This window comes from Leclercia adecarboxylata (genome assembly GCF_006874705.1).
GTDB lineage: Bacteria > Pseudomonadota > Gammaproteobacteria > Enterobacterales > Enterobacteriaceae > Enterobacter > Enterobacter adecarboxylatus_C.
In genome coordinates, this window is sequence record NZ_CP035382.1 from 2,308,993 (window position 1) to 2,332,729 (window position 23,737).

The 23,737-nt window shown below is 58.3% G+C and carries 22 protein-coding genes; 15 read left to right on the forward strand and 7 right to left on the reverse strand.

Translation table 11 applies throughout. The features are described from left to right. Entirely contained in the window at positions 1-642 is a 642-nt protein-coding gene (gene msrA, locus ES815_RS12015; protein ID WP_142487988.1) for a peptide-methionine (S)-S-oxide reductase MsrA, read from the reverse strand. 224 nt (positions 643-866) lie between these two features. On the opposite strand from msrA, the gene tamA reads away from it, so the two are divergent. From tamA to ES815_RS12030, 3 genes are read left to right on the forward strand one after another with little or no spacing between them, the layout of a single operon-like run. Further along, entirely contained in the window at positions 867-2,600 is a 1,734-nt protein-coding gene (gene tamA / locus ES815_RS12020) for an autotransporter assembly complex protein TamA (protein ID WP_142487989.1), read from the forward strand. Then, on the forward strand, positions 2,597-6,373 hold the full coding sequence (gene tamB / locus ES815_RS12025; RefSeq protein ID WP_142487990.1) for an autotransporter assembly complex protein TamB: 3,777 nt from the start codon (positions 2,597-2,599) through the stop codon (positions 6,371-6,373). The genes tamA and tamB overlap by 4 nt, the downstream gene beginning before the upstream one ends. Before the next feature lie 2 nt (positions 6,374-6,375). Beyond that, positions 6,376-6,720 (forward strand): gamma-glutamylcyclotransferase, encoded by a 345-nt coding sequence (locus tag ES815_RS12030; RefSeq protein WP_142487991.1) that lies wholly within the window; start codon positions 6,376-6,378, stop codon positions 6,718-6,720. A gap of 37 nt (positions 6,721-6,757) precedes the next feature. Here ES815_RS12030 and ES815_RS12035 read toward each other — a convergent pair whose 3' ends face one another. Further along, complete coding sequence (locus tag ES815_RS12035) at positions 6,758-8,341, reverse strand: methyl-accepting chemotaxis protein (protein WP_142487992.1); 1,584 nt, start codon at positions 8,339-8,341, stop codon at positions 6,758-6,760. 219 nt (positions 8,342-8,560) lie between these two features. Then, entirely contained in the window at positions 8,561-9,088 is a 528-nt protein-coding gene (gene ppa / locus ES815_RS12040; RefSeq protein ID WP_103178006.1) for an inorganic diphosphatase, read from the reverse strand. Positions 9,089-9,397: 309 nt separating this feature from the next. On the opposite strand from ppa, the gene ytfQ reads away from it, so the two are divergent. From ytfQ to ES815_RS12065, 5 genes are all read left to right on the forward strand, one after another. After that, positions 9,398-10,354 (forward strand): galactofuranose ABC transporter substrate-binding protein YtfQ, encoded by a 957-nt coding sequence (gene ytfQ, locus ES815_RS12045; protein WP_032616231.1) that lies wholly within the window; start codon positions 9,398-9,400, stop codon positions 10,352-10,354. A gap of 103 nt (positions 10,355-10,457) precedes the next feature. After that, positions 10,458-11,960 (forward strand): galactofuranose ABC transporter, ATP-binding protein YtfR, encoded by a 1,503-nt coding sequence (ytfR, locus tag ES815_RS12050; RefSeq protein ID WP_142487993.1) that lies wholly within the window; start codon positions 10,458-10,460, stop codon positions 11,958-11,960. A 10-nt stretch (positions 11,961-11,970) separates the two neighbouring features. After that, positions 11,971-12,996 (forward strand): galactofuranose ABC transporter, ATP-binding protein YtfT, encoded by a 1,026-nt coding sequence (gene ytfT / locus ES815_RS12055; RefSeq protein WP_142487994.1) that lies wholly within the window; start codon positions 11,971-11,973, stop codon positions 12,994-12,996. Beyond that, entirely contained in the window at positions 12,983-13,981 is a 999-nt protein-coding gene (yjfF, locus tag ES815_RS12060; protein ID WP_142487995.1) for a galactofuranose ABC transporter, permease protein YjfF, read from the forward strand. Before ytfT ends, yjfF begins: the two co-directional genes overlap by 14 nt. Positions 13,982-14,077: 96 nt before the next feature. Further along, the gene (locus ES815_RS12065) at positions 14,078-15,646 is read left to right on the forward strand and encodes a methyl-accepting chemotaxis protein (protein WP_142487996.1); all 1,569 of its coding nucleotides are present in this window, start codon (positions 14,078-14,080) and stop codon (positions 15,644-15,646) included. Here the strand turns inward: ES815_RS12065 and ES815_RS12070 are convergent. Together ES815_RS12070 and fbp are read right to left on the reverse strand one after the other, a co-directional pair. After that, positions 15,621-15,974, reverse strand: a complete 354-nt coding sequence (locus ES815_RS12070) for a LysR family transcriptional regulator (RefSeq protein WP_142487997.1) — start codon at positions 15,972-15,974, stop codon at positions 15,621-15,623. The two genes, ES815_RS12065 and ES815_RS12070, sit on opposite strands and share 26 nt — an antisense overlap. 203 nt (positions 15,975-16,177) lie before the next feature. Further along, positions 16,178-17,176: a class 1 fructose-bisphosphatase gene (gene fbp, locus ES815_RS12075; RefSeq protein WP_032616238.1), complete on the reverse strand. Its 999-nt coding sequence runs from the start codon at positions 17,174-17,176 to the stop codon at positions 16,178-16,180. Between the two features lie 179 nt (positions 17,177-17,355). Between fbp and mpl the strand changes: the two genes are divergently transcribed. Beyond that, positions 17,356-18,729 (forward strand): UDP-N-acetylmuramate:L-alanyl-gamma-D-glutamyl-meso-diaminopimelate ligase, encoded by a 1,374-nt coding sequence (mpl, locus tag ES815_RS12080; protein ID WP_142487998.1) that lies wholly within the window; start codon positions 17,356-17,358, stop codon positions 18,727-18,729. A gap of 105 nt (positions 18,730-18,834) precedes the next feature. On the opposite strand, the gene yjgA is transcribed toward mpl, so the two are convergent. After that, on the reverse strand, positions 18,835-19,386 hold the full coding sequence (gene yjgA / locus ES815_RS12085; RefSeq protein WP_142487999.1) for a ribosome biogenesis factor YjgA: 552 nt from the start codon (positions 19,384-19,386) through the stop codon (positions 18,835-18,837). Positions 19,387-19,481: 95 nt separating this feature from the next. On the opposite strand from yjgA, the gene pmbA reads away from it, so the two are divergent. Continuing rightward, positions 19,482-20,834: a metalloprotease PmbA gene (gene pmbA / locus ES815_RS12090; RefSeq protein ID WP_142488000.1), complete on the forward strand. Its 1,353-nt coding sequence runs from the start codon at positions 19,482-19,484 to the stop codon at positions 20,832-20,834. A 54-nt stretch (positions 20,835-20,888) separates the two neighbouring features. Beyond that, positions 20,889-21,272, forward strand: coding sequence for a cytochrome b562 (cybC, locus tag ES815_RS12095; RefSeq protein WP_142488001.1), 384 nt, complete (start codon positions 20,889-20,891; stop codon positions 21,270-21,272). A 70-nt stretch (positions 21,273-21,342) separates the two neighbouring features. Here cybC and ES815_RS24060 read toward each other — a convergent pair whose 3' ends face one another. Then, positions 21,343-21,618, reverse strand: coding sequence for a Hok/Gef family protein (locus ES815_RS24060; RefSeq protein WP_312845928.1), 276 nt, complete (start codon positions 21,616-21,618; stop codon positions 21,343-21,345). A 299-nt stretch (positions 21,619-21,917) separates the two neighbouring features. Here ES815_RS24060 and ES815_RS12105 point away from each other — a divergent pair, with 299 nt between their 5' ends. Genes ES815_RS12105 through ES815_RS12120 form a run of 4 tightly spaced genes read left to right on the forward strand, consistent with a single transcriptional unit; the run spans position 21,918 to position 23,730 of the window. Then, complete coding sequence (locus ES815_RS12105; RefSeq protein ID WP_106994092.1) at positions 21,918-22,256, forward strand: glycine dehydrogenase; 339 nt, start codon at positions 21,918-21,920, stop codon at positions 22,254-22,256. A gap of 10 nt (positions 22,257-22,266) precedes the next feature. Further along, a complete protein-coding gene (locus tag ES815_RS12110) occupies positions 22,267-22,629 on the forward strand; it encodes an SFCGS family glycine-rich protein (protein WP_002437459.1) in 363 nt (120 codons plus the stop codon). Positions 22,630-22,631: 2 nt separating this feature from the next. After that, the gene (locus ES815_RS12115; protein WP_142488003.1) at positions 22,632-22,931 is read left to right on the forward strand and encodes a DUF4312 family protein; all 300 of its coding nucleotides are present in this window, start codon (positions 22,632-22,634) and stop codon (positions 22,929-22,931) included. Positions 22,932-22,953: 22 nt separating this feature from the next. Beyond that, the gene (locus ES815_RS12120; RefSeq protein WP_142488004.1) at positions 22,954-23,730 is read left to right on the forward strand and encodes a DUF4311 domain-containing protein; all 777 of its coding nucleotides are present in this window, start codon (positions 22,954-22,956) and stop codon (positions 23,728-23,730) included. Positions 23,731-23,737: the final 7 nt, after the last annotated feature.

Consider the following 23,737-nt stretch of genomic DNA (forward strand, 5'->3'; position numbering starts at 1 on the left):
TTATGCCAGCTGAGGCGGCAGGCAAACGCCAATACCACCGATACCGCAGTAGCCGTACGGATTTTTATGCAGATACTGCTGGTGATCGTCTTCTGCGTAGTAGAACGGCAGAGCGGTGGCGATCTCGGTCGTCACCTGACGGTCGTCGTTGGCGTCGCGCATCGCCTGCTGGAAGCGCGCCAGGCTGTCGCGGGCCGCTGCGTCCTGTTCCGGAGTGAGCGGATAGATCGCCGAGCGGTACTGGGTGCCGTGGTCATTACCCTGACGCATGCCCTGCGCCGGGTCGTGGTTTTCCCAGAACACCTGCAGCAGCTGTTCATAGCTGATGACGTTTGGGTCATACACCACCCGTACCGCCTCGGCATGGCCGGTCTGGCCGGAGCAGACTTCGCGGTAGGTTGGGTTAGGGGTATAGCCGCCGGTGTAGCCCGCCGCAGTGCTGTAGACCCCCGGCAGCGGCCAGAACAGGCGCTCTACGCCCCAGAAGCAGCCCATCGCGAACAGGGCGATCTCCATCCCGTCGGGAACATGGGTCATCGAGTGACCGTTCACGGCGTGCAGCGTGGCGACGGGCATAGGGGTGTTACGTCCCGGTAATGCATCCGCCTGAGCAACAAGGTGCTTTTTATCGAATAAACTCACGGTGTGACCTCCGGGTAGGTGATGTTTGGGTTAAGGTTGTCACGACGCGTTTAATTGAACACAATAAATGCGGTGAATGAGTCTAGATTTAAACATAAGAAATATTAGGTTGTTTAACCATTTTTCAACCCGTGAATTGGGTTTTGGGCTTTATGCCGTGATCTGCTGCGGAGCGGCACTTCATATGCTTCCAGGGGTGGAAACAAGGATATTCAGGAGAAAACGTGCCAAAAATCCGCCAGTTATGTTTAGTCAGTTTCTTGCTGACAAGCGGAGTCGCCGATGCGGCGAATGTTCGTTTGCAGGTTGAGGGGCTATCCGGCGCGCTGCAAAAAAACGTACGCGCACAGCTCTCCACGATCCAGAGCGACGAAGTGACGCCAGACCGTCGCTTCCGCGCCCGCGTGGATGACGCCATCCGCGGCGGTTTAAAAGCGCTCGGCTATTACGAACCCACCATCGACTTTGAGTTGCGTCCACCGCCGGCCAAAGGGCGGCAGGTGCTGATTGCCCGCGTCAAGCCGGGCGAGCCGGTGCTGATCGGCGGCACGGACGTGGTGCTGCGTGGCGGCGCGCGCACCGACCATGACTACCTTGATCTGCTGAATACGCGGCCGAAGAACGGCACCGTGCTCAATCACAGCGATTATGACGGCTTCAAAAAAGATCTCACTAAAGTGGCGCTGCGCAAAGGCTACTTCGACAGCCAGTTCAACAAAAGCCAGCTGGGCGTCTCTCTCGACCGGCATCAGGCGTTCTGGGACATCGATTACGACAGCGGGGAACGCTACCGCTTCGGCGATGTGACCTTCGAAGGCTCGCAAATCCGCGACGAGTACCTGCAGAACCTGATCCCCTTTAAAGAAGGCGACTATTACCAGTCGAAAGATCTGGCCGAGCTTAACCGCCGCCTCTCTGCTACCGGCTGGTTTAACTCGGTAGTGGTGGCCCCGGAGTTTGATAAAGCGCGCAAGACCAAAGTGCTGCCGCTGCATGGCGTGGTCTCGCCGCGCACCGAGAACACCATCGAGACCGGGGTCGGCTACTCCACCGACGTCGGTCCGCGGGTAAAAGCGACGTGGAAAAAGCCGTGGATGAACTCATACGGCCACAGCCTGACCACCAACGCCAGTATCTCTGCGCCCGAGCAGCAGCTCGATTTCAGCTATAAAATGCCGCTGCTGAAAAACCCGCTCGAGCAGTATTACCTGGTGCAGGGCGGCTTTAAGCGTACCGATCTGAACGATACCGAAGCCGACTCCACGACCCTCGCCGTGTCACGCTACTGGGACCTCTCCAGCGGCTGGCAGCGCGCCATTAACCTGCGCTGGAGCCTCGATCACTTTACCCAGGCCAACGTCACCAACACCACCATGCTGCTCTATCCTGGGGTGATGATCAGCCGGACCCGCTCCCGCGGCGGGCTGATGCCGACCTGGGGCGACTCCCAGCGCTATTCGGTGGACTACTCCAATACCGCCTGGGGCTCGGATGTTGACTTTGTGGTGGTGCAGGCGCAGAACGCCTGGATCCGCACCCTCTATGACCGGCATCGCTTCGTGATGCGCGGCAATCTGGGCTGGATTGAAACCGGCGACTTCGAGAAAGTGCCGCCGGATCTGCGCTTCTTCGCCGGGGGCGATCGCAGCATTCGTGGCTATAAATACAAATCCATCGCGCCGAAAGATGACGACGGCAAGCTGATCGGGGCCTCGAAGCTGGCTACCGGCTCGCTGGAGTATCAGTACAACGTCACCGGAAAATGGTGGGGGGCGACCTTTATCGACAGCGGGGAAGCGGTGAGCGATATCCGCCGCAGCGACTTTAAAACCGGCGCGGGCGTCGGGGTGCGCTGGGAGTCACCGGTCGGGCCGATCAAGCTCGATTTCGCCGTGCCGGTGGGGGATAAAGATGAACACGGTTTACAGTTTTACATCGGTCTGGGGCCTGAATTATGAGTTTATGGAAGAAAGTCAGCCTCGGTGTTGTGCTGTTTATCCTGCTGCTGCTGTCCGCGGTGGCCTTTCTGGTGGGGACCACCAGCGGGCTGCATCTGCTGTTTAAGGCGGCTAACCGCTGGGTACCGGGGCTGGAGATTGGCCAGGTCACCGGCGGCTGGCGCGACCTGCATCTGAAAAACGTCCGCTATGATCAGCCGGGCGTGGCGGTCAACGCCGGGGATCTGCACCTGGCGGTGAAGCTCAGCTGTTTGCGCGACAGCAGCCTGTGCATCAACGATCTGTCGTTAAAGGATGTCTTCGTGACGATAGATTCGAAAAAAATGCCGGAAGCGGCGCCGCCCGCCGAAGAGGAGAGCGGGCCGCTGGACCTCTCCACGCCATACCCGATTACCCTTAGCCGGGTGGCGCTGAATAACGTCAACGTCAAAATCGACGACACCACCGTGTCGGTGATGGACTTCACCTCCGGCCTGCGCTGGCAGGAGAAGAACCTGACCCTGACCCCTACCGCTTTGCAGGGGCTGCTGATTGCCCTGCCGAAAGTGGCGGAGGTGGCGCAGGAAGAGATCGTCGAGCCAAAAATTCAGAATCCGCAGCCGGAAGAGAAGCCGCTGGGCGAAACGCTGAAAGATCTCTTCTCTAAACCTGTCCTGCCGGAGATGACCGACGTTCATCTGCCGCTGAACCTCAATATCGAAGAGTTTAAGGGCGAGCAGCTGCGCCTGACCGGCGATACCGATCTGACGGTCTTCAATATGCTGCTGAAGGTGAGCAGTATCGACGGCAACATGAAGCTCGACGCGCTGGATATCGACACCAACCAGGGGAGCGTCAACGCCACCGGCAATGCGCAGCTGCGGGATAACTGGCCGGTGGATATCACCCTCAACAGCAGCCTGAACATCGACCCGATCAAGGGCGAGAAGGTGAAGCTGAAGGTCGGCGGCGCCCTGCGCGAGCAGCTGGAGTTTGGCGTGAACCTCTCCGGCCCGGTGGATCTGGTGCTGCGCGGCCAGACCCGGCTTGCCGAGGCGGGCCTGCCGCTTAACCTGGAAGTGGTTAGCGAACAGCTCTACTGGCCCTTCACCGGCGAGAAGCAGTATCAGGCTGATGACGTGAAGCTGAAGCTCACCGGCAAAATGACCGACTACACCCTGTCGTTCCGCACCGCGGTGAAAGGGGAGGGGCTGCCTCCCGCCGGTATCACACTGGATGCGAAGGGGAACGAGCAGCAGATCAACCTCGATAAGCTGACGGTTGCGGCGCTGGAGGGGAAAACCGAGCTGACGGCGCTGCTCGACTGGCAGAAGGCGATCAGCTGGCGCGGGGAGCTGAAGCTCACCGGGATTAACACCGCCAAAGAGGTGCCGGACTGGCCATCGAAGCTCGACGGACTGATTAAAACCCGCGGCAGCCTGTACGGCGGCAGCTGGCAGATGGACGTACCGGAGCTGAAAATCACCGGCAACGTGAAGCAGAACAAGGTGGATGTACATGGCTCGCTGAAGGGCAACAGCTACCTGCAGTGGATCATCCCGGGTCTGCACGTGGCGCTGGGCCGCAATACCGCCGACATCAAGGGTGAGCTGGGGGTGAAAGATCTGGATCTGGATGCCACCATCGACGCACCGAATCTTGATAACGCCCTGCCAGGGCTGGGCGGAACGGCGAAAGGGCTGGTTAAGGTGCGCGGCACGGTCGAGGCCCCGCAGCTGCTGGCCGATATCACCGCCAACGGCCTGCGCTGGCAGGAGCTCACCATCGCCCGCGTTCGCGTCGACGGCGATGTCAAATCCACCGACCAGATCGCCGGGCACCTGAACCTGCGCGTCGATCGTATTTCCCAGCCGGGCGTAAACCTCAGTCAGGTGACGCTGGAAGCCAAAGGTAGCGAGAAGCAGCACGATCTCCAGCTGCGCGTGCAGGGCGAGCCGGTCTCCGGCCAGCTGCACCTGGCCGGCAGTTTTGACCGTAAAGAGATGCGCTGGAAAGGCACCCTGGATAACACCCGCTTCGCCACCCCGGTGGGACCCTGGTCGTTAACCCGCTCCATTGCGCTGGATTACCGCAACGCGGAGCAGAAGATCAGCATCGGGCCGCACTGCTGGACCAACCCGAACGCCGAGCTGTGCGTGCCGCAAACCGTTGATGCAGGGGCCGAAGGGCGGGCGGTGGTGAACCTCAACCGCTTTGACCTCGCGATGCTCAAGCCGTTTATGCCGGAGTCTACCCAGGCCAGCGGCGTGTTTAGCGGCAAGGCCGATGTCGCCTGGGATGCCACCAAACCAGGACTGCCGCAGGGCAACGTCACGCTCTCCGGGCGTAACGTGAAGGTGACGCAGGTGGTGAACGATGCGCCGCTGCCGCTGGCGTTTACTACCCTGAATCTGACCGCCGATCTGCATAACAACCGCGCCGAACTGGGCTGGCTCATCCGCCTCGCCAACAACGGCCAGTTTGACGGCCAGATCCAGGTGACCGATCCGCAGGGGCAGCGCAATCTGGGCGGCAACGTCAACATCCGCAATCTCAACCTGGCGATGGCAAACGCCATTTTCTCCCGCGGCGAGAAGGCGGCCGGGATGCTGAACGCCAACCTGCGGCTGGCCGGCAGCGCGCAAAGCCCGCAGCTGTTTGGTCAGATGCAGCTTAACGGAGTGGATATCGACGGCAACTTTATGCCGTTCGATATGCTGCCGAGCCAGCTGGCGATGAATTTCAACGGCATGAGCTCGACGCTGGCGGGGACCGTTCGCACCCAGCAGGGGCAGATCAACCTCAGCGGCGATGCCGACTGGAGCCAGATCGACAACTGGCGTGCGCGGGTGGCGGCCAAGGGCAGCAAGGTGCGCATCACCGTGCCGCCGATGGTGCGGCTGGACGTCTCGCCGGACGTGGTCTTTGAGGCCACGCCGCAGCTGTTCACCCTCGACGGCCGGGTCGATGTCCCATGGGCGCGCATCGTAGTCCATGACCTGCCGGAGAGCGCGGTAGGCGTCTCCAGCGATGAGGTCATGCTCGATAACAATCTGCAGCCGGAGGAGACGCAGCGGGCCTCTATCCCGATCAACAGCAACCTGATCGTGCATGTGGGCAACAACGTGCGGCTGGATGCCTTTGGCCTGAAGGCGAGGCTGACCGGCGATCTGAAGGTCGCGCAGGATAAACAGGGGCTGGGCCTGAACGGGCAGATCACCATTCCGGAAGGGCGCTTCCACGCTTACGGGCAGGATCTGATTGTGCGTAAAGGCGAGCTGCTGTTCTCCGGTCCGCCAGATCAGCCCCTGCTGAATATCGAAGCGATCCGTAACCCGGAAGCTACCGAGAATGACGTGATCGCCGGGGTGCGCGTGACCGGCACCGCGGACGAACCGAAAGCGGAAATTTTCTCCGACCCGGCGATGTCCCAGCAGGAAGCGCTCTCATACCTGCTGCGCGGGCAAGGTCTGGACAGCAATCAGAGCGACAGTGCTGCGATGACCTCAATGTTAGTCGGCCTGGGGGTTGCACAAAGTGGTCAGGTTGTGGGTAAAATCGGGGAGACGTTTGGCGTAAGCAATCTGGCGCTGGACACCCAGGGAGTCGGTGACTCTTCCCAGGTGGTGGTCAGCGGCTATGTACTGCCGGGTCTGCAGGTGAAATATGGCGTGGGGATCTTTGACTCGCTGGCGACACTCACGTTACGCTATCGCCTGATGCCTAAGCTATATCTGGAAGCGGTGTCTGGCGTAGATCAGGCACTCGATTTGCTCTATCAGTTTGAGTTCTAGCAATGCGAATATTTGTCTACGGTAGTTTACGAACCAGGCAAGGCAACAGCCACTGGATGACCAACGCCCAGTTGCTGGGGGATTACAGTATCGAGAACTACCAGTTGTACAGCCTGGGCCACTATCCAGGCGCGGTTCCGGGGAACGGAGCAGTGCACGGTGAAGTGTATCGTATTGATAATGCCACGCTGGCCGAACTTGATGCCTTGCGCACAAGAGGCGGGGAATACGCTCGCCAGTTGATCCAGACACCTTACGGCAGTGCATGGATGTACGTGTACCAACGTTCGGTGGACGGCCTGACGCTGATTGAAAGCGGTAACTGGTTAGACAGAGACCAGTACTGAGATAAACAACGCCACCCTCGGGTGGCGTTGTTTTTTGTTATGCCCCTTCCTGGCGCAGCTTAAAGATCTGCACCGTCTCCAGCAGCTGTTCAGCCTGGCGATGCATCGCCTGCGCCGCCGCGGACGACTCCTGCGAAAGCGTAGCGTTTTGCTGCGTGGCGGCATCCATATGGGTGACGGCCACGTTCACCTGATCGATGCCGGTGCTCTGCTCGTGGCTGGCTAACGAGATCGCCTCAATCAGTTCACTCACCTTGCTGACGCTGTGCAGAATACCGGCCATGGCAACCCCGGCTTCTTTGACCTGACCATTACCCTCATCGATGCGGCTGACAGAGCGATCGATAAGGACGCGGATCTCTTTGGCGGCCGAGGCGGAACGCTGGGCCAGGGCGCGCACTTCAGCAGCCACCACCGCGAATCCACGGCCTTCGGTTCCCGCCCGGGCGGCTTCGACCGCGGCGTTCAGCGCAAGGATGTTGGTCTGGAAGGCGATACTGTCGATCATGCTGATGATGGTGTTGATCTCGCTGGAGAAATTATGGATCTCGCTCATGGTCTGCATGGCACGATCCACGGCCTCTTCCCCCTGACGCGCCACCAGACGGGCATTGCGGGCCAGATCGCTGGCGGTGCGTGAATGTTCCGCGTTGCTTTTGACCACCGAGGTCAGCTCTTCCATTGAGGCGGCGGTCTGCTCCAGGGCACTGGCCTGGGCTTCGTTACGGGAAGAGAGTTCATGGCTGCCGCTGGCAATCTGTGCCGAGGCGGTGGCGATGGTCTCGGTGCCGCTGCGTACCCCGGACACAATGCGGGTCAGGTTGATGTTCATCTCCTGCAGGGCATGCATCAGTTCGGCCGTCTCATCGCGACCGGCAACCGTAAAGCGGGACTGTAAATCCCCGGCGGCCACGGTACGGGCGATGCTGACCGCCTGGGCCAGGGGCCGGGTGATGCTGCGAATTAACCACCAGGTCACCAGCATTCCGGCGCCGAGAGTTAATGCCATCGTCAGCACCAGCATCCAGCGGGTCTGCTGATAGCGGGCCTGGTTCTGGTCAGCGATCTGCTGGTGAAGCACCTTTGCGTGCCGGAGGGTGTTTGCCACCACCTCGTCGATCATTCTGGTCGGTTCGCGGTCAATGCCGGTGACCTGCCTATCCACGCGCTGGGCGCTGGTCACATCCCCCACCTGATAATCGGCCAGCGCTTTCAGGTACTGTTGCTCCAGCCCGGCGTGGATCTGACGGGTTGCCAGCACCTCGCGATTATCCATACCGATTTTGGGCAGCAGCTCGCTCAAATGGGTGAGCAGCGCCTGGGTGGCCTGGCTCTCGCGACTAAAGGCATTTTTGTATTTATCGAACGCCTCCTGTCCCTGTGCTCCGCGCAGCAGGGTGTTTTTCCACTCCTGCACCTGGATCTTGAACTGCACCTGGGCGCTACGCGCGGTATCGATGCTTTCGGTGATGGACTGCTCCATCGTCATAATCTGTTCTTGCTGCCTCAGGCTGTCGTTGTTAATCGCCAGCCCGCGCAGGCCGGTGAAGAGCGTTGCAAGCAGCAACAGTGCGGCCAGCAGCCCCAGCCGCTGGCCAATGGTAAGGGTGTTGAGTTTCATCTGTAGCAGGTATTTCCCTGGTGAAATAAAGCGATCGTGATCACGTAACGAAGGTATCGACCGACGGCTGACAGACTTTAAGAGAGCGAAGGGGGATTAGGGCAGGAGAAACACGCTATCTAACTAATACTTCAGGAGAAAAAGTCTATGTGACAGTTTAGTGACAATTGACGGGCATAAAAAAGCCCCGACGTGTCGGGGCGTTTCGCAGGGTAAGAATTACTTCTTAGCGCGCTCGAAGGAGGCAACGATTTCCGCTTTAGCAGCTTCTGCGTTGTCCCAGCCTTCCACTTTCACCCATTTGCCTTTCTCGAGATCTTTGTAGTGCTCGAAGAAGTGGGCGATCTGCGCTTTCAGCAGTTCTGGCAGGTCGTTCACATCTTTAATGTGATCGTACTCTTTGCTCAGCTTGGTGTGCGGTACCGCAACCAGTTTCGCATCTTCACCGGCTTCGTCGGTCATCTTCAGCACGCCAACCGGACGGCAGCGGATCACGGAGCCCGGCTGCAGTGGGTATGGTGTTGGGACCAGCACGTCTACCGGGTCACCGTCCAGGGACAGGGTGTGGTTGATGTAACCGTAGTTGCACGGGTAGAACATCGCGGTAGACATGAAACGGTCAACGAACAGCGCGCCGGTGTCTTTGTCGATTTCGTATTTGATAGGATCAGCGTTCGCCGGGATTTCGATAACTACGTAGATGTCTTCCGGCAGTTCTTTACCCGCTGGGACGTTGAGTAAGCTCATGTCTGTGTCCTTTAAAATGATTGGTAATCAAGTGGCGAGTATTATAGCCAACTGGCGCCGAATGTCTTCGCCTGTTTTCGCCATTCCCTTCTCGCGGATGCCACTATCAGCCCTTTCTCATGACAAGATAATCCATAAACTCAGCCGCATTTTTAATGGCTCAATGAAAGCGATTACAAACTTGTGATTAACGTTTTATTCACTTCTCTGAAGTGTGATGTAACACACTCCGTTACATCTCGCATTGTCTATAGTCTGTTCGCAGAACACCTTTTACCCAACAATAAACTACCCTACGAGGACGTTCTTATGTGGAAGCGCTTACTTCTTGTCACAGCAGTTTCAGCAGCCATGTCGTCTATGGCGATGGCCGCCCCATTAACCGTAGGATTCGCACAAGTCGGCTCGGAATCAGGCTGGCGAGCGGCTGAAACCAACGTCGCGAAAAGCGAGGCCGAAAAGCGCGGCATCACGCTGAAAATCGCAGATGGTCAGCAAAAGCAGGAAAACCAGATCAAAGCGGTACGCTCTTTTATCGCCCAAGGCGTTGACGCCATCTTCATTGCGCCGGTCGTGGCAACAGGCTGGGAGCCGGTGTTGAAAGAAGCCAAAGATGCCGAAATTCCGGTGTTTCTGCTCGATCGTTCCATCGATGTAAAAGACAAATCTCTCTATATGACTACCGTTACCGCCGACAACGTCCTGGAAGGTAAATTAATCGGTGAGTGGCTGGTGAAACAGGTGGATGGAAAGCCGTGTAACGTGGTTGAGCTGCAGGGCACCGTCGGCGCCAGCGTGGCCATCGATCGTAAGAAAGGCTTTGCTGATGCCATCTCCAAAGCGTCAAACATCAAGATTATCCGCTCTCAGTCCGGCGACTTCACCCGCAGTAAAGGGAAAGAGGTTATGGAGAGCTTCATCAAAGCCGAGAACAACGGCAAAAACATCTGCATGGTTTACGCCCATAACGACGACATGGTGATCGGCGCCATTCAGGCCATTAAAGAAGCGGGTCTGAAACCGGGCACCGATATTCTGACCGGCTCCATCGACGGCGTGCCGGATATCTATAAGGCGATGATCGATAAAGAGGCCAACGCCAGCGTTGAGCTGACGCCAAACATGGCAGGCCCGGCCTTCGACGCGCTGGAAAAATTCAAGAAAGACGGCACCATGCCGGAGAAAGTCACCATTACCAAATCCACCCTCTACCTGCCTGATACCGCTAAAGAAGAGTTAGAGAAGAAGAAAAATATGGGCTACTAAGCTCCAGTGAAAATGCCGGGCGACGCTGCGCTTGCCCGGCCTACGATACGCTTTTTGTAGGCCGGATAAGCGTAGCGCCATCCGGCGTGATGCAGGGGGAACCATGACCACAGACCAACACCAGGAAATCCTCCGCACAGAAGGATTGAGCAAGTACTTTCCCGGCGTGAAAGCGCTGGATAGTGTCGATTTCAGCCTGCGCCGTGGCGAGATTATGGCGCTGCTGGGCGAGAACGGCGCCGGGAAATCGACCCTGATTAAAGCCCTGACCGGGGTGTATCACGCCGATCGCGGCACCATCTGGCTGGAAGGCCAGGCCATTTCGCCCAAAAATACCGCCCATGCCCAGCAGCTGGGGATCGGGACGGTTTATCAGGAAGTGAACCTGCTGCCGAACATGTCGGTGGCCGATAACCTGTTTATCGGTCGCGAGCCGCGTCGTTTTGGCTTTTTGCGCCGCAAAGAGATGGAAGCCCGCGCCACGAAGCTAATGGAGTCCTACGGCTTTTCCCTCGACGTGCGCGAACCGCTAAACCGCTTTTCGGTGGCGATGCAGCAGATCGTCGCCATCTGCCGCGCCATCGATCTCTCCGCCAAAGTGCTGATCCTCGATGAACCCACCGCCAGCCTGGACACCCAGGAGGTGGAGATGCTCTTCACCCTGATGCGCCAGCTGCGCGATCAGGGGGTAAGCCTGATCTTCGTCACCCACTTCCTCGATCAGGTCTATGAGGTGAGCGACCGCATTACCGTGCTGCGTAACGGCAGCTTTGTCGGCTGCCGCGAAACCCGCGAGCTGCCGCAAATCGAGCTGGTGAAAATGATGCTCGGCCGCGAGCTGGAGACTAACGCCCTGCAGCGTGCGGGCCGGACGCTGCTCAGCGAGAAACCCATTGCGGCATTTAAGGATTACGGCAGGAAGGGCACCATTGCGCCCTTTAACCTGGAGGTGCGTCCCGGCGAGATCGTCGGCCTGGCGGGGCTGTTAGGCTCCGGTCGTACCGAAACCGCCGAGGTGATCTTCGGCATTAAGCCTGCCGACACCGGCACTGCCCTGATTAAAGGCAAGCTCCAGGCGCTGCGCTCCCCGCATCAGGCCTCCAGCCTCGGGATCGGTTTCTGCCCGGAAGACAGGAAAACCGACGGGATAATTGCCGCGGCCTCGGTGCGCGAAAACATCATTCTGGCCCTGCAGGCCCAGCGCGGCTGGCTGCGGCCCATTCCGCGTAAAGAGCAGAACGCCATTGCCGAACGCTTTATTCGCCAGCTGGGCATCCGCACCCCGAGCGCGGAGCAGCCGATCGAGTTTCTCTCCGGCGGCAACCAGCAGAAGGTGCTGCTGTCGCGCTGGCTGCTGACCAAACCGCAGTTCCTGATCCTCGACGAGCCGACGCGCGGTATCGACGTGGGGGCGCATGCGGAGATCATCCGCCTGATCGAAACCCTCTGCGCCGACGGCCTGGCGCTGCTGGTTATCTCGTCGGAGCTGGAGGAGCTGGTGGGCTACGCCGATCGCGTGATCATCATGCGTGACCGGCAACAGGTGGCCGAGATCCCGCTGGACGCGCTGTCCGTTCCGGCAATCATGAACGCCATTGCGGCATAAGGAGTACATCGTGATGTCACGTTCACTCTCTCAGACCGGCGAGCCGAAGCGCCGCTTCCGCTGGCCCACCGGTATGCCGCAAATCATTGCGCTGCTGCTGGTGCTGCTGGTGGATAGCCTCGTTTCACCGCATTTTTATCAGATTATCCTTCAGGATGGCCGCCTGTTCGGCAGCCCGATTGATATTTTAAACCGCGCCGCGCCGGTGGCTCTGCTGGCGATTGGTATGACCCTGGTGATCGCTACCGGCGGTATCGACCTGTCGGTCGGGGCGGTGATGGCTATCGCGGGTGCCACGGCAGCCTCGATGACCGTAGCCGGACACAGCCTGCCGGTGGTACTGCTGGTGACGCTGGGTACCGGTGTGCTGGCAGGGTTGTGGAACGGCATCCTGGTGGCGATCCTCAAAATACAGCCCTTCGTTGCTACCCTGATCCTGATGGTGGCCGGACGCGGGGTGGCGCAGCTGATCACCTCCGGGCAGATCGTCACCTTCAACGCCCCCAATCTGGCATGGATCGGCAGCGGCTCGCTGCTGTTCTTCCCGACGCCGGTGATCATCGTGGTGGTGACGCTGATTGCCTTCTGGCTGTTCACCCGCAAAACCGCCCTCGGGATGTTTATTGAAGCGGTGGGGATTAACATTCGCGCGGCGAAAAACGCCGGGGTCAGTACCCGCCTGATGGTGATGCTGACCTACGTCTTAAGCGGGGTGTGCGCCGCCATTGCCGGGATTATCGTCGCGGCGGATATTCGCGGGGCGGACGCCAACAACGCTGGCCTGTGGCTGGAGCTGGATGCGATCCTTGCGGTGGTGATCGGCGGCGGGTCGCTGATGGGCGGACGCTTTAACCTGCTGCTGTCGGTGATTGGCGCGCTGATTATCCAGGGGATGAACACCGGGATCCTGCTGTCCGGTTTCCCGCCGGAGCTCAATCAGGTGGTGAAAGCGGTAGTGGTGCTCTGCGTGCTGATCGTCCAGTCGCCGCGCTTTATCAGTCTAATTAAGGGGATGCGTGGCCATGATAAAACGTAATTTACCGTTAATGATCACCCTGGGCGTGTTCGTGCTGGGCTATCTCTACTGTCTGACGCAATTCCCCGGTTTTGCCTCGACGCGGGTGATCTGCAACATCCTGACCGATAACGCCTTCCTCGGGATCATCGCCGTCGGTATGACCTTCGTGATCCTCTCCGGCGGGATCGATCTCTCCGTGGGGTCGGTGATCGCCTTTACCGGCGTCTTCCTGGCGAAAGCGATCGGTTACTGGGGTATCTCTCCGCTGCTGGCCTTCCCGCTGGTGCTGGCGATGGGCTGCGCCTTCGGGGCCTTTATGGGGTTGCTGATCGACGCCCTGAAGATCCCGGCATTCATTATCACCCTCGCCGGGATGTTCTTCCTGCGCGGGGTCAGCTATCTGGTGTCCGAGGAGTCGATCCCGATCAACCATCCGGTCTACGACACCCTCTCCAGCCTGGCGTGGAAAATTCCCGGCGGCGGGCGTCTGAGCATTCTCGGGCTGGTGATGCTGGCGGTGGTGGTGATTGGCATTTTCCTCGCCCACCGCACCCGCTTCGGCAATGAGGTGTATGCCATCGGCGGCAGCGCGACCTCTGCCAACCTGATGGGGATCTCCACCCGCAGCACCACCATTCGTATCTATATGCTCTCAACCGGGCTGGCGACGCTGGCGGGGATCGTCTTCTCTATCTATACCCAGGCGGGCTATGCCCTCGCGGGAGTGGGCGTGGAGCTGGACGCCATTGCCTCGGTGGTGATTGGCGGCACGCTGCTCAGCGGCGGGGTCGGTACGGTGCTGGGTACGCTGTTCGGGGTGGCAATCCAGGGGCTGATCCAGACCTATATCAACTTCGACGGCACCCTCAGCTCGTGGTGGACCAAGATTGCGATTGGCATCCTGCTGTTCATCTTTATCGCCCTGCAGCGCGGGCTGACGGTATTGTGGGAGAACCGCCAGAGCTCGCCTGTAACACGGGTTAGCACAACAACTACAAAGTAGTAACATACTGAATTTACTGTAAGTCTAAATCTTTTCCGGTAGCGGCCGATAACCTTTAATTCTGTCCAGATTTATCTCGCTACCGGAAATAACATCATGCTTAAAACGCTATCGATTCGTACCGGCTTGCTTTCGTTACTGGCCGTCATGACCCTCCTGCTGCTGCTCGTCAGCGGTATTGGCATTTATGCCCTCACGCAGAGTTCCGCTTCACTGCAGCGCATTAATCATCTTCAGGGCGAGCAGCTGGTGCAGCTCAATTCGGGCTACACCCTGATCCTGCGCGCGCGCAACGAGGCGGGGCAGGCCGTGCGCATGATGGAGGTCGGCCTGCTGGATGATGCCGCCAAATCGGTGAAGAACATCAATGACGAAATCACTCAGGCACAAACCACGCTGAAAAACGTGATCGATGGCGGAGTAAAGGATCCCGAAGGCGAGCAACTGCTGAAGAAGGTTGCGGCGAGCCTTGCGGCCTATAACGCCCAGGGGATCGTGCCGATGCAGAACGCGCTGAAAGAGCAGAGCGCCGATGCCTATTACGATCTGCTGGAGAACCACCTGGTGCCGGTGGCGCGTCAGTTTGATAACGACATGCAGGCTTTCCAGGCCTGGAGCGACAGCCGCGGTAAAGCCGAAGTGGCGGCGGTGCAGGCCAGCAAAGAGCGGGTGATGCTGCTGATTATCGTCGCCGCGCTGCTGACCGCGGGCATCATTGTGCTGGCCTGGCTGGCCCTGCGTCATATGCTGCTGAAGCCGCTCTCCACCTCTATCGCCCAGCTTGAGCACGTGGCGGCCGGCGATCTGACCCACGCCCTCAGCGCACCCGCCAGCCAGGAGTTTAACCGCCTGAATGCCGCCATCGAAGAGATGCGCCAGTCGCTGATGGGCTCGGTACTGCGCGTGCGCGATGCCAGTTCGCAGATCGATACCGGCAGCCGGGAGCTGACCGCCGGCAACATGCACCTGGCCCAGCGTACGGAGTCGACCGCTACCTCGCTGGAGCAGACCGCGGCCAGCATGGAAGAACTCACCGCCACGGTGAAACAGAACGCCCACAACGCCGAGCAGGCACACCAGGTGGCGAAGACGATGTCTGATACTGCCGATCGCGGCAGCGAAATGGTGTGCTACGTGATTGAGAAGATGCGCGACATCTCCGGCAGCGCCGACCGCATCGCCGATATTCTTAGCGTCATCGACGGCATAGCCTTCCAGACCAATATCCTGGCGCTGAACGCCTCGGTAGAAGCGGCCCGCGCGGGTGAGCAGGGTCGTGGTTTTGCGGTGGTGGCCGGTGAAGTGCGTATCCTCGCCAGCCGCAGCGCCGATGCGGCAAAAGAGATCCGCACCCTGATTAGTGATTCGCAGTCACACGTCAGTGAAGGCAGCGATCTGGCCCAGCAGGCGGGTGAAACCATGGATGAGATCGCCACCGAAGTGATGCGCATGACCCGCCTGATGCGTGAGATTGCCAACGCGTCGCACGAGCAGAGCCGGGGTATTGAGCAGGTGAATATTGCGGTCAATCAGATGGACGAAACCGCGCAACAAAACGCGGCTCTGGTCCAGCAGTCTTCCGCCGCGACGCGCTCGCTGGAAGAGCAATCACGCGAGCTTATCGAGGCGATGTCGTCGTTTAAACTGTCGACGCAACAGGCATAGCGTCATCGCGTTCCGGCGCCGCTGGCGTCGGGATGCTCTCTCCGGCGGACGGCGCGCTGGCGATATGGTCGTGGATCAAGCCCAGCAGCTTTTCCATCTCGGCGGTCAGATGCAGCGCATAGGGCGTTGGCTCAAGAAACAGGCCTTTGCGGGTAAACAGCGGCTCATTAAACAGCATCCCAAAGCGTTTCAGCGCCAGGCTCACGGCCGGTCTGGACATATCAAGACGTAAAGAGGCTTTGGCCATGCTCCCGCACCTGACGACTTCAATAAATACCGGAATCAGATTGAGGTCGATACCAGTGGATGAGCGAGAGAGATTTTTCATTTCTGCTGATTTCCGTTGAACACTATTTGAACGCCGTAATGATGACGGATTGAGTCGGTGGGTTACAGCAGCATTTTTATATAGTGTTATACCGACAAAGGTATAAATCACTGGAAAAACAAAAGGGGCCGGGCGGCCCCTTTTGGTCAAACATACCGACAATAAAAAGGGGCCGTATGGCCCCTTTTGATCAATCGAATAAATCAGGCATCCGGGTATTCACGGATTAAGCGTTCGACGTCTTCCACCATATGATCGTTGCCGACGAAGAACGAACGGCGCTGGTGCAGACTCTCAGGAATGATATCCATAATCCGCTCTTTACCGTCGCTGGCTTTACCGCCCGCCTGCTCGGCGAGGAAGGCCATCGGGTTGCACTCGTACAGCAGACGCAGCTTGCCTTCCGGGTGGCTGGCGGTGCTTGGATAGAGGTAGATCCCGCCTTTCAGCAGGTTGCGGTGGAAATCCGCCACCAGGGAGCCGATATAGCGCGAGGTGTAGGGACGCTGGGTCGCTTTATCCTCTTCCTGGCAGAATTTGATGTATTTCTTCACGCCCGCCGGGAATTTAATGTAGTTCCCTTCGTTGATGGAGTAGGTGCTGCCTTTCTGCGGATAGCGCATGCGCTCCTGGCACAGGCAGAACACACCCAGTGACGGATCGTAGGTAAAGGCATGCACGCCGCAGCCGGTGGTGTAGACCAGCATGGTGGAGGAGCCGTAAACCACATAGCCCGCCGCGACCTGCTTGTTGCCCGGCTGCAGGAAATCTTCTTCGGTTACCGGGGTGCCGACAGGGGTGACCCGGCGGTAAATGGAGAAAATCGTGCCGACAGAGACGTTAACGTCGATGTTGGAGGAGCCATCCAGCGGATCCATCAGAACGACATATTTTGCATGTTCACACCCTTCAAAGACGACGATTTCGTCTTCTTCTTCCGAGGCGATCCCCGCAACGATGTCGCGTGCGCGCAGTGCAGCTTTCAGTTTTTCGTTCGCGAACAGATCGAGTTTCTGTTGAACTTCGCCCTGCACGTTTTCAGCACCGCTGGCACCCAGGATATCGACCAGACCGGCCTTGTTGATATCGCGATGGATGATCTTGGCGCCCAGCTTTATTGCCGACAACAAAGCAGTGAGCTCACCGGTAGCATGCGAGAACTCGTGCTGCTTTTCGACAATAAATTCACCTAACGTTTTCATAACACCTTCCCTGCATTGGATGTTGAGTAAAGTTGTTGATGCCCAACAATCTTAACAAACTTTCAAATCTTCGCGCAGAGGTGAATCGCGCCAGCTGAGTACAGATTTTCCTGAAATGCGTTTCTCTGCTGCTGACATATGCGTAAAATGTGCGCCACATTGAAGAAGGATAGTGACGTATGCGCATTCATATATTGGGGATTTGTGGCACTTTCATGGGCGGCCTGGCTATGCTGGCGCGCGCTCTTGGCCATGAAGTGACAGGTTCGGACGCCAATGTGTATCCGCCGATGAGCACGCTGCTGGAAAACCAGGGCATCTCACTTATTGAGGGTTACGACGCCAGCCAGCTCGATCCGCAGCCGGATCTGGTGATCATCGGTAACGCCATGACCCGTGGCAACCCCTGCGTAGAAGCCGTGCTGGAAAAGAATATTCCCTACATGTCGGGCCCGCAGTGGCTGCACGACTTTGTGCTGCGCGATCGCTGGGTTGTGGCCGTTGCCGGTACTCATGGCAAAACCACCACCGCCGGGATGGCGACCTGGATCCTTGAGGCCTGCGGCTACAAGCCGGGCTTCGTGATCGGTGGCGTACCGGGGAATTTCGAGGTTTCTGCCCGCCTGGGCGACAGCCCGTTCTTTGTCATTGAGGCGGATGAATATGACTGCGCCTTCTTTGACAAACGCTCTAAATTTGTCCACTACTGCCCGCGGACGCTGATCCTCAATAACCTTGAGTTCGATCACGCGGACATCTTTGACGACCTGAAAGCGATTCAGAAGCAGTTCCACCACCTGGTGCGCATCGTGCCGGGTCAGGGACGTATTATCCTGCCGGAAAACGACATCAACCTGAAGCAGACCCTGGCGATGGGATGCTGGAGCGAGCAGGAGCTGGTGGGCGAGCAGGGCCACTGGCAGGCGAAAAAGCTCACCAACGATGCCTCCCAGTGGGAAGTTCTGCTGGATGGCGAAAAAGTTGGGGAAGTACACTGGGCGCTGGTAGGCGAACACAACATGCATAACGGCCTGATGGCGATTGCCGCGGCCCGTCATGTGGGCGTGCTGCCTGCCGATGCGGCTCATGCGCTGGGATCGTTTATCAACGCCCGTCGCCGCCTGGAACTGCGCGGCGAAGCGAATGGCGTGACGGTGTATGACGATTTTGCCCATCACCCGACGGCGATCCTCGCGACGCTGGCGGCGCTGCGCGGCAAAGTGGGCGGCACGGCACGCATTCTGGCCGTCCTGGAACCGCGCTCCAACACCATGAAAATGGGCGTCTGCAAAGATGACCTGGCCCCGTCGTTAGGCCGTGCCGATGAAGTCTTCCTCCTGCAGCCGCAGCATATTCCCTGGCAGGTGGCGGAAGTGGCTGAAGCCTGCATCCAGCCTGCGCACTGGAGTGCCGATGTGGATACGTTAGCGGAGATGGTGGTGAAGACCGCGCAGCCGGGGGATCACATTCTGGTGATGAGCAACGGCGGGTTTGGTGGCATCCATCAGAAGCTGCTGGACGGTCTGGCGAAGAAAGCGGAAGTCGCAGAGTAATAAAAAAGCCCGGTGGCGCTAACGCTTACCGGGCCTGCAATTCGCACGCTTTTGTAGGCCGGATAAGGCGTTTACGCCGCCATCCGGCAAACAGCATGCACGATATTAACCTTCGGCTTCTGCCAGTTCGCGCAGATACTGGAAGATCAGACGCGCAGACTTCGGCGGCTTATTCCCTTCTTTCTCTTTCTTCGCATTACGGATAAGCGTTCGCAGCTGCTGGCGATCGGCGTCCGGCCACAGGTTCAGCACCTCCGCCAGGGCGTCATCGCCATTATCAATCAGGCGATCGCGGATCTGCTCCAGCTTATGGAACAGGGCAACCTGCTGGTTGTGGCGGTTTTTCAGCTTGTCCAGCGCCTGGCGAATGGGTTCTACATCGCGCTGGCGCAGCATTTTACCAATCAACTGAAGCTGGCGACGGCGGCCCTCTTTCTTGATGCGTTGTGCCAGTTCGATGGCGGCACGCAGATCGGGGTCGAGCGGGATTTTATCCAGCGCGTTTTTGCCCAGCTCTACCATTTCCGCACCAAGCTGTTTTAACTCTTCGGCGTCGCGTTTAATTTCACTTTTACTGACCCAGATGATCTCATCATCTTCGTCTTCGATGTCATCACCGGGAACGTCGTCGAGCCAGTCTTCGGGCTGCTTAGTCATGTCAGGCTCCTTAAAAAAAGAGGCTAATCTTACCAGTTTAGGCGCGTACTGAGAAACGGTTCTCTGATAGACTTCAGCTAACTACACCTTACATTATGGCATTTACGATGAAAGTGATCTCACAAGTTGCAGCGCAGCGTAAAGCACTGGAAGAGGCCGTCTCCATGGCTCTGGAGCTGGCGTCAGCGAAATCCGACGGGGCAGAAGTCGCCGTCAGCAAAACCACTGGTCTGAGCGTCAGCACCCGCTATGGCGAGGTGGAAACCGTTGAATTTAATAGCGATGGCGCGTTAGGGATTACTGTTTATCACCAGAACCGTAAAGGCAGTGCCTCCTCCACCGACCTCAGCCCGGACGCCATAGCGCGTACCGTGCAGGCGGCGCTGGATATCGCCGCCTACACCTCGCCGGATCCTTACGCAGGCGTCGCAGACCGCGAATTGCTGGCTTTTGAGGCCCCGGATCTGGATCTGTTCCACCCGGCAGAAGTGACCCCTGACGAAGCCATTGAGTTCGCGGCTCGCGCGGAACAAGCCTCCCTTAACGCCGATAAGCGCATCACCAACACCGAAGGCGGCAGCTTTAACAGCCACTACGGCATCAAAGTTTTTGGCAACAGCCACGGTATGCTGCAGGGCTACAGCTCCACCCGTCACTCGCTCTCCAGCTGCGTCATCGCCGAAGAGAATGGCGACATGGAGCGCGATTACGCCTACACCATTGGCCGCGCGCTGGGCGATCTTCAGTCGCCGGAGTGGGTTGGGATGGAGTGCGCAAAACGCACATTGTCCCGCCTCGCTCCACGAAAACTGTCTACCATGAAAGCACCGGTGATCTTTGCCAATGAAGTGGCGACCGGGCTGTTCGGGCATCTGGTGGGCGCTATTGCCGGTGGGGCGGTATACCGTAAGTCGACCTTCCTGCTCGACGCGCTGGGCACGCAGATCCTGCCGGAATGGCTGACCATTGAAGAGCATCCGCACCTGCTGAAAGGGCTGGCCTCCACGCCGTTCGACAGCGAAGGCGTGCGCACGGAGCGTCGCGATATCATCAAAGACGGCATCCTGACACAGTGGCTGCTGACCAGCTACTCCGCGCGCAAACTGGGGCTGCAAAGCACCGGCCATGCGGGCGGCATCCACAACTGGCGGATCCCTGGCCGCGGCCTGAGCTTTGAGCAGATGCTGAAAGAGATGGGCACCGGGCTGGTAGTGACCGAGTTGATGGGCCAGGGCGTCAGCGGCGTCACCGGCGACTACTCGCGCGGGGCGTCCGGCTTCTGGGTCGAGAACGGTGAAATTCAGTATCCGGTGAGCGAAATTACCATCGCCGGCAACTTAAAGGATATGTGGCGCAATATCGTGACGGTGGGTAACGATATTGAAACCCGCAGCAATATCCAGTGCGGATCGGTGCTGTTGCCGGAGATGAAGATCGCCGGCCAGTAACACTCAAGCGCACTCCGGTGCGCTTTTTTTTGATAATAAAAAAGGAAGTGAGCAATGCGTAAAAACCTGTTAGCCATCCTCGCAGCCTCAACGCTGGTATTGAGTTCGTCGGTGTTTGCCGACCTGGAAGACAATATGGACACCCTCAGCGAAAACCTGAAGGTGGTGCAGAAAACGGACAATGCGGCGGAGATGAAAGGCGCCCTGACCAAAATGCGTGCTGCTGCGGTAGATGCGCAAAAAGAGACCCCGCCGAAGCTGGAAGGCAAAGCGGAAGACAGCGCCGAGATGAAAGATTACCGTCACGGTCTGGAGACGCTGGTCGGGCAGATTGACGGCGCGCTGAAGCTGGCCAACGAAGGCAAAGTGAAAGAGGCGCAGGCGGCAGCCGACGGGTTTGTCACCACGCGCAATACTTATCACAAAAAATACCGTTAATGGGTGCCTGAGCCGCACGTCCTCTCCCCGTGTTGCGGAGGCGTACTAAACGCCTCCGCATGTTTGCTCCCTACGATCCGGAGCGACAGTCCATTTGCGCAATCACTTCAAGCGAACCGTTTCGAAAACGGATCTCGCACAGTGTCTTCCGCGTCACCAGCGTTAAGATGATTATTGTCAAAGAAATAATCATCAAAACCCCGATACTGGGATCTCTGCGTTTCATGGATGCCTCCTTGCTTTTTAAGCGGGTAAGGCAGCGAACTTCACGTGTCAGGACGTGTCGTTTCGGGCCCCATCCCTGATTTTTATTCAGGTGGGGCTTTCCACTTCCCGTCCCATGCATGAGACGGTCAGTCTCAAGCACCCACGGCCACTCTACCCAATCCGCATAAGAAAACCTTATCCAGCTCACATTTCTACGAGTCTGCTCGTAAACTTTTTCACTTCCACAACCCCGCTTTACCCGCTCAGGAGCGTGATATTCATCACGTTAGACCAGCGAAAAATCATCATTCAGCGCAATTATGTGGCACAGATCACTGGCGCCGCTCTCCTTTCCACTTCGAAGTGGAAAACAACTCGCTACAAACCCATAACAGCGGGCGTTAGTTTTATCCCAGAGCCAATAACGGGGTAAGACGAGTGATTAACGGAACGGTAATAAACGACACTGGAGACCAGGCGGCGCAAACTGAACAGCTGGCCGACACCATGCTCAAGCAGACCTTCACGCTGCTTAGTCATCACCACATTATCCCCAATGCCGTTCAGGAGCAGATGCTGACCTCCCACGTTCGCGCCATGGCGCACCGGTCGGTGACCGGCGAGCCGCTGCCGGAGGTCGAGGCTGACCTGTTCGACGAAATTTCACCTGAATCAATGCGGCTTGCCCGCGAAGTCGTGGCGCAGTTTGGCAACCTTCCTGATGAAGAAGCCTGGCTGCTCTCCGTCCACTTTGAAGTCGCAAAAGACAACCTTTAAGGAGCACATCATGGAACAAATTACAGTCGTTATCGGCGATCGCCTGGGTAAAGGTCAGAAGGTTGCAGCAGGCGTTGAAAAAGCGGGCGGCCGCGCAGTGGTGGTACCAGGCGTGGCGGCGGACATGAAGCTGGGTGACGTGATGAAGGCGGAAAACGCCACCTTCGGCATCTCCTTCTGCGGCAGCGGCGGCGCGGGTGCCATCACCGCTCAGACCAAATATGGCTACAAAGCCAAGTACGGCATGCGTTCCGTGGAAGAGGGCGTTACCGCCATCAACGAAGGCTGCAACGTGCTGGGCTTTGGCTTTATGGATAAAGAAGAGCTGGGCGAGCGTCTGGTACAGGCGTGGCAGAAGAAGCACGGCGCATAAGCATGAAAGAACAGTTCACCACCACGGTGAGAGTGAAAGGCAAGGGTGACGCCAAAGCGCGCGCCTTTGCCGACGCGCTGAACCACGTTCAGGCCGCGGTGATGAGAGCATCGCCGCATATCTTACTGCGTATTGAGCCACAGGATGTGCAGGTTGTTCAGGCGCAAGAAGCGGTGCGTAAAGAGGCGTTTCTGTTCTTCTTTTTGCGCCGGGAAAGACGCACCTACAGCGTGGAGCTGGACGTGACCGTCAACGTGACTGCCATCAATCTGGACCAGGTGGACTTTGTCACGCAACGCTGATTCTTACTAATAGGGCAGACTAATGTTCCTGATAATTTTAATAAAATCGCTCATCATCGGCGGCCTGGTTGGCGTCGGCGTGGGCGCCGGGGCTGCACGCATGTTTCATGCGCCTACCACACAGGGTATGGGCGCGTTTCGTACGTTGGGGGAGCTGAACTCCTGTGAGGGAGACCCAGCGTCTCACTTCTCCTTTGGGTTAGGCTTCTTCTTCAACGCCTGGGCTTCGTCGGTTGCGGCGGGCTCCTTCACCCAGGACGTTGACCACCGCATCATCCCGAACTGGGGTGCCGCGGCGCTGATGATCAAAAACCGCAACGTCGGCGAGACGCTGCACGATCCCCGCAAAATGGCGATCGCCTGCGGCGTGATCGGCATGATTGTCGTCACCTTCCTGAACCTCACCGCGTCGTCCGTTCCTGCTGCGCTTCAGGTGACCGCCGTGAAGGTGCTGGTACCTGCCGCTAACCTGCTGGTGAACACCGTGATGCCGGTGATCTTCTGGCTGGCGGCTATCGATGCGGGTAAAAAATCGGGCTTCTGGGCCACCGTCTTTGGCGGCGCGGCGCAGCTGATTATGGGTAACGCCGTACCGGGCCTGGTGCTGGGGATCCTGATCGGTAAAGGCGTGGAAGAGAGCGGCTGGAACCACGTCACCAAAGTGATGATGGTCGCCATCGTCGCGCTGTTCGTGCTGAGCGGCTTCTTCCGCGGCTTCGACATGAAGATGATTGAATCCTTCCATCTGACCGTGCCGAACTGGCTCGACATGATCCACAACTCGCTCAGCGGCAAGTAACAGGAGC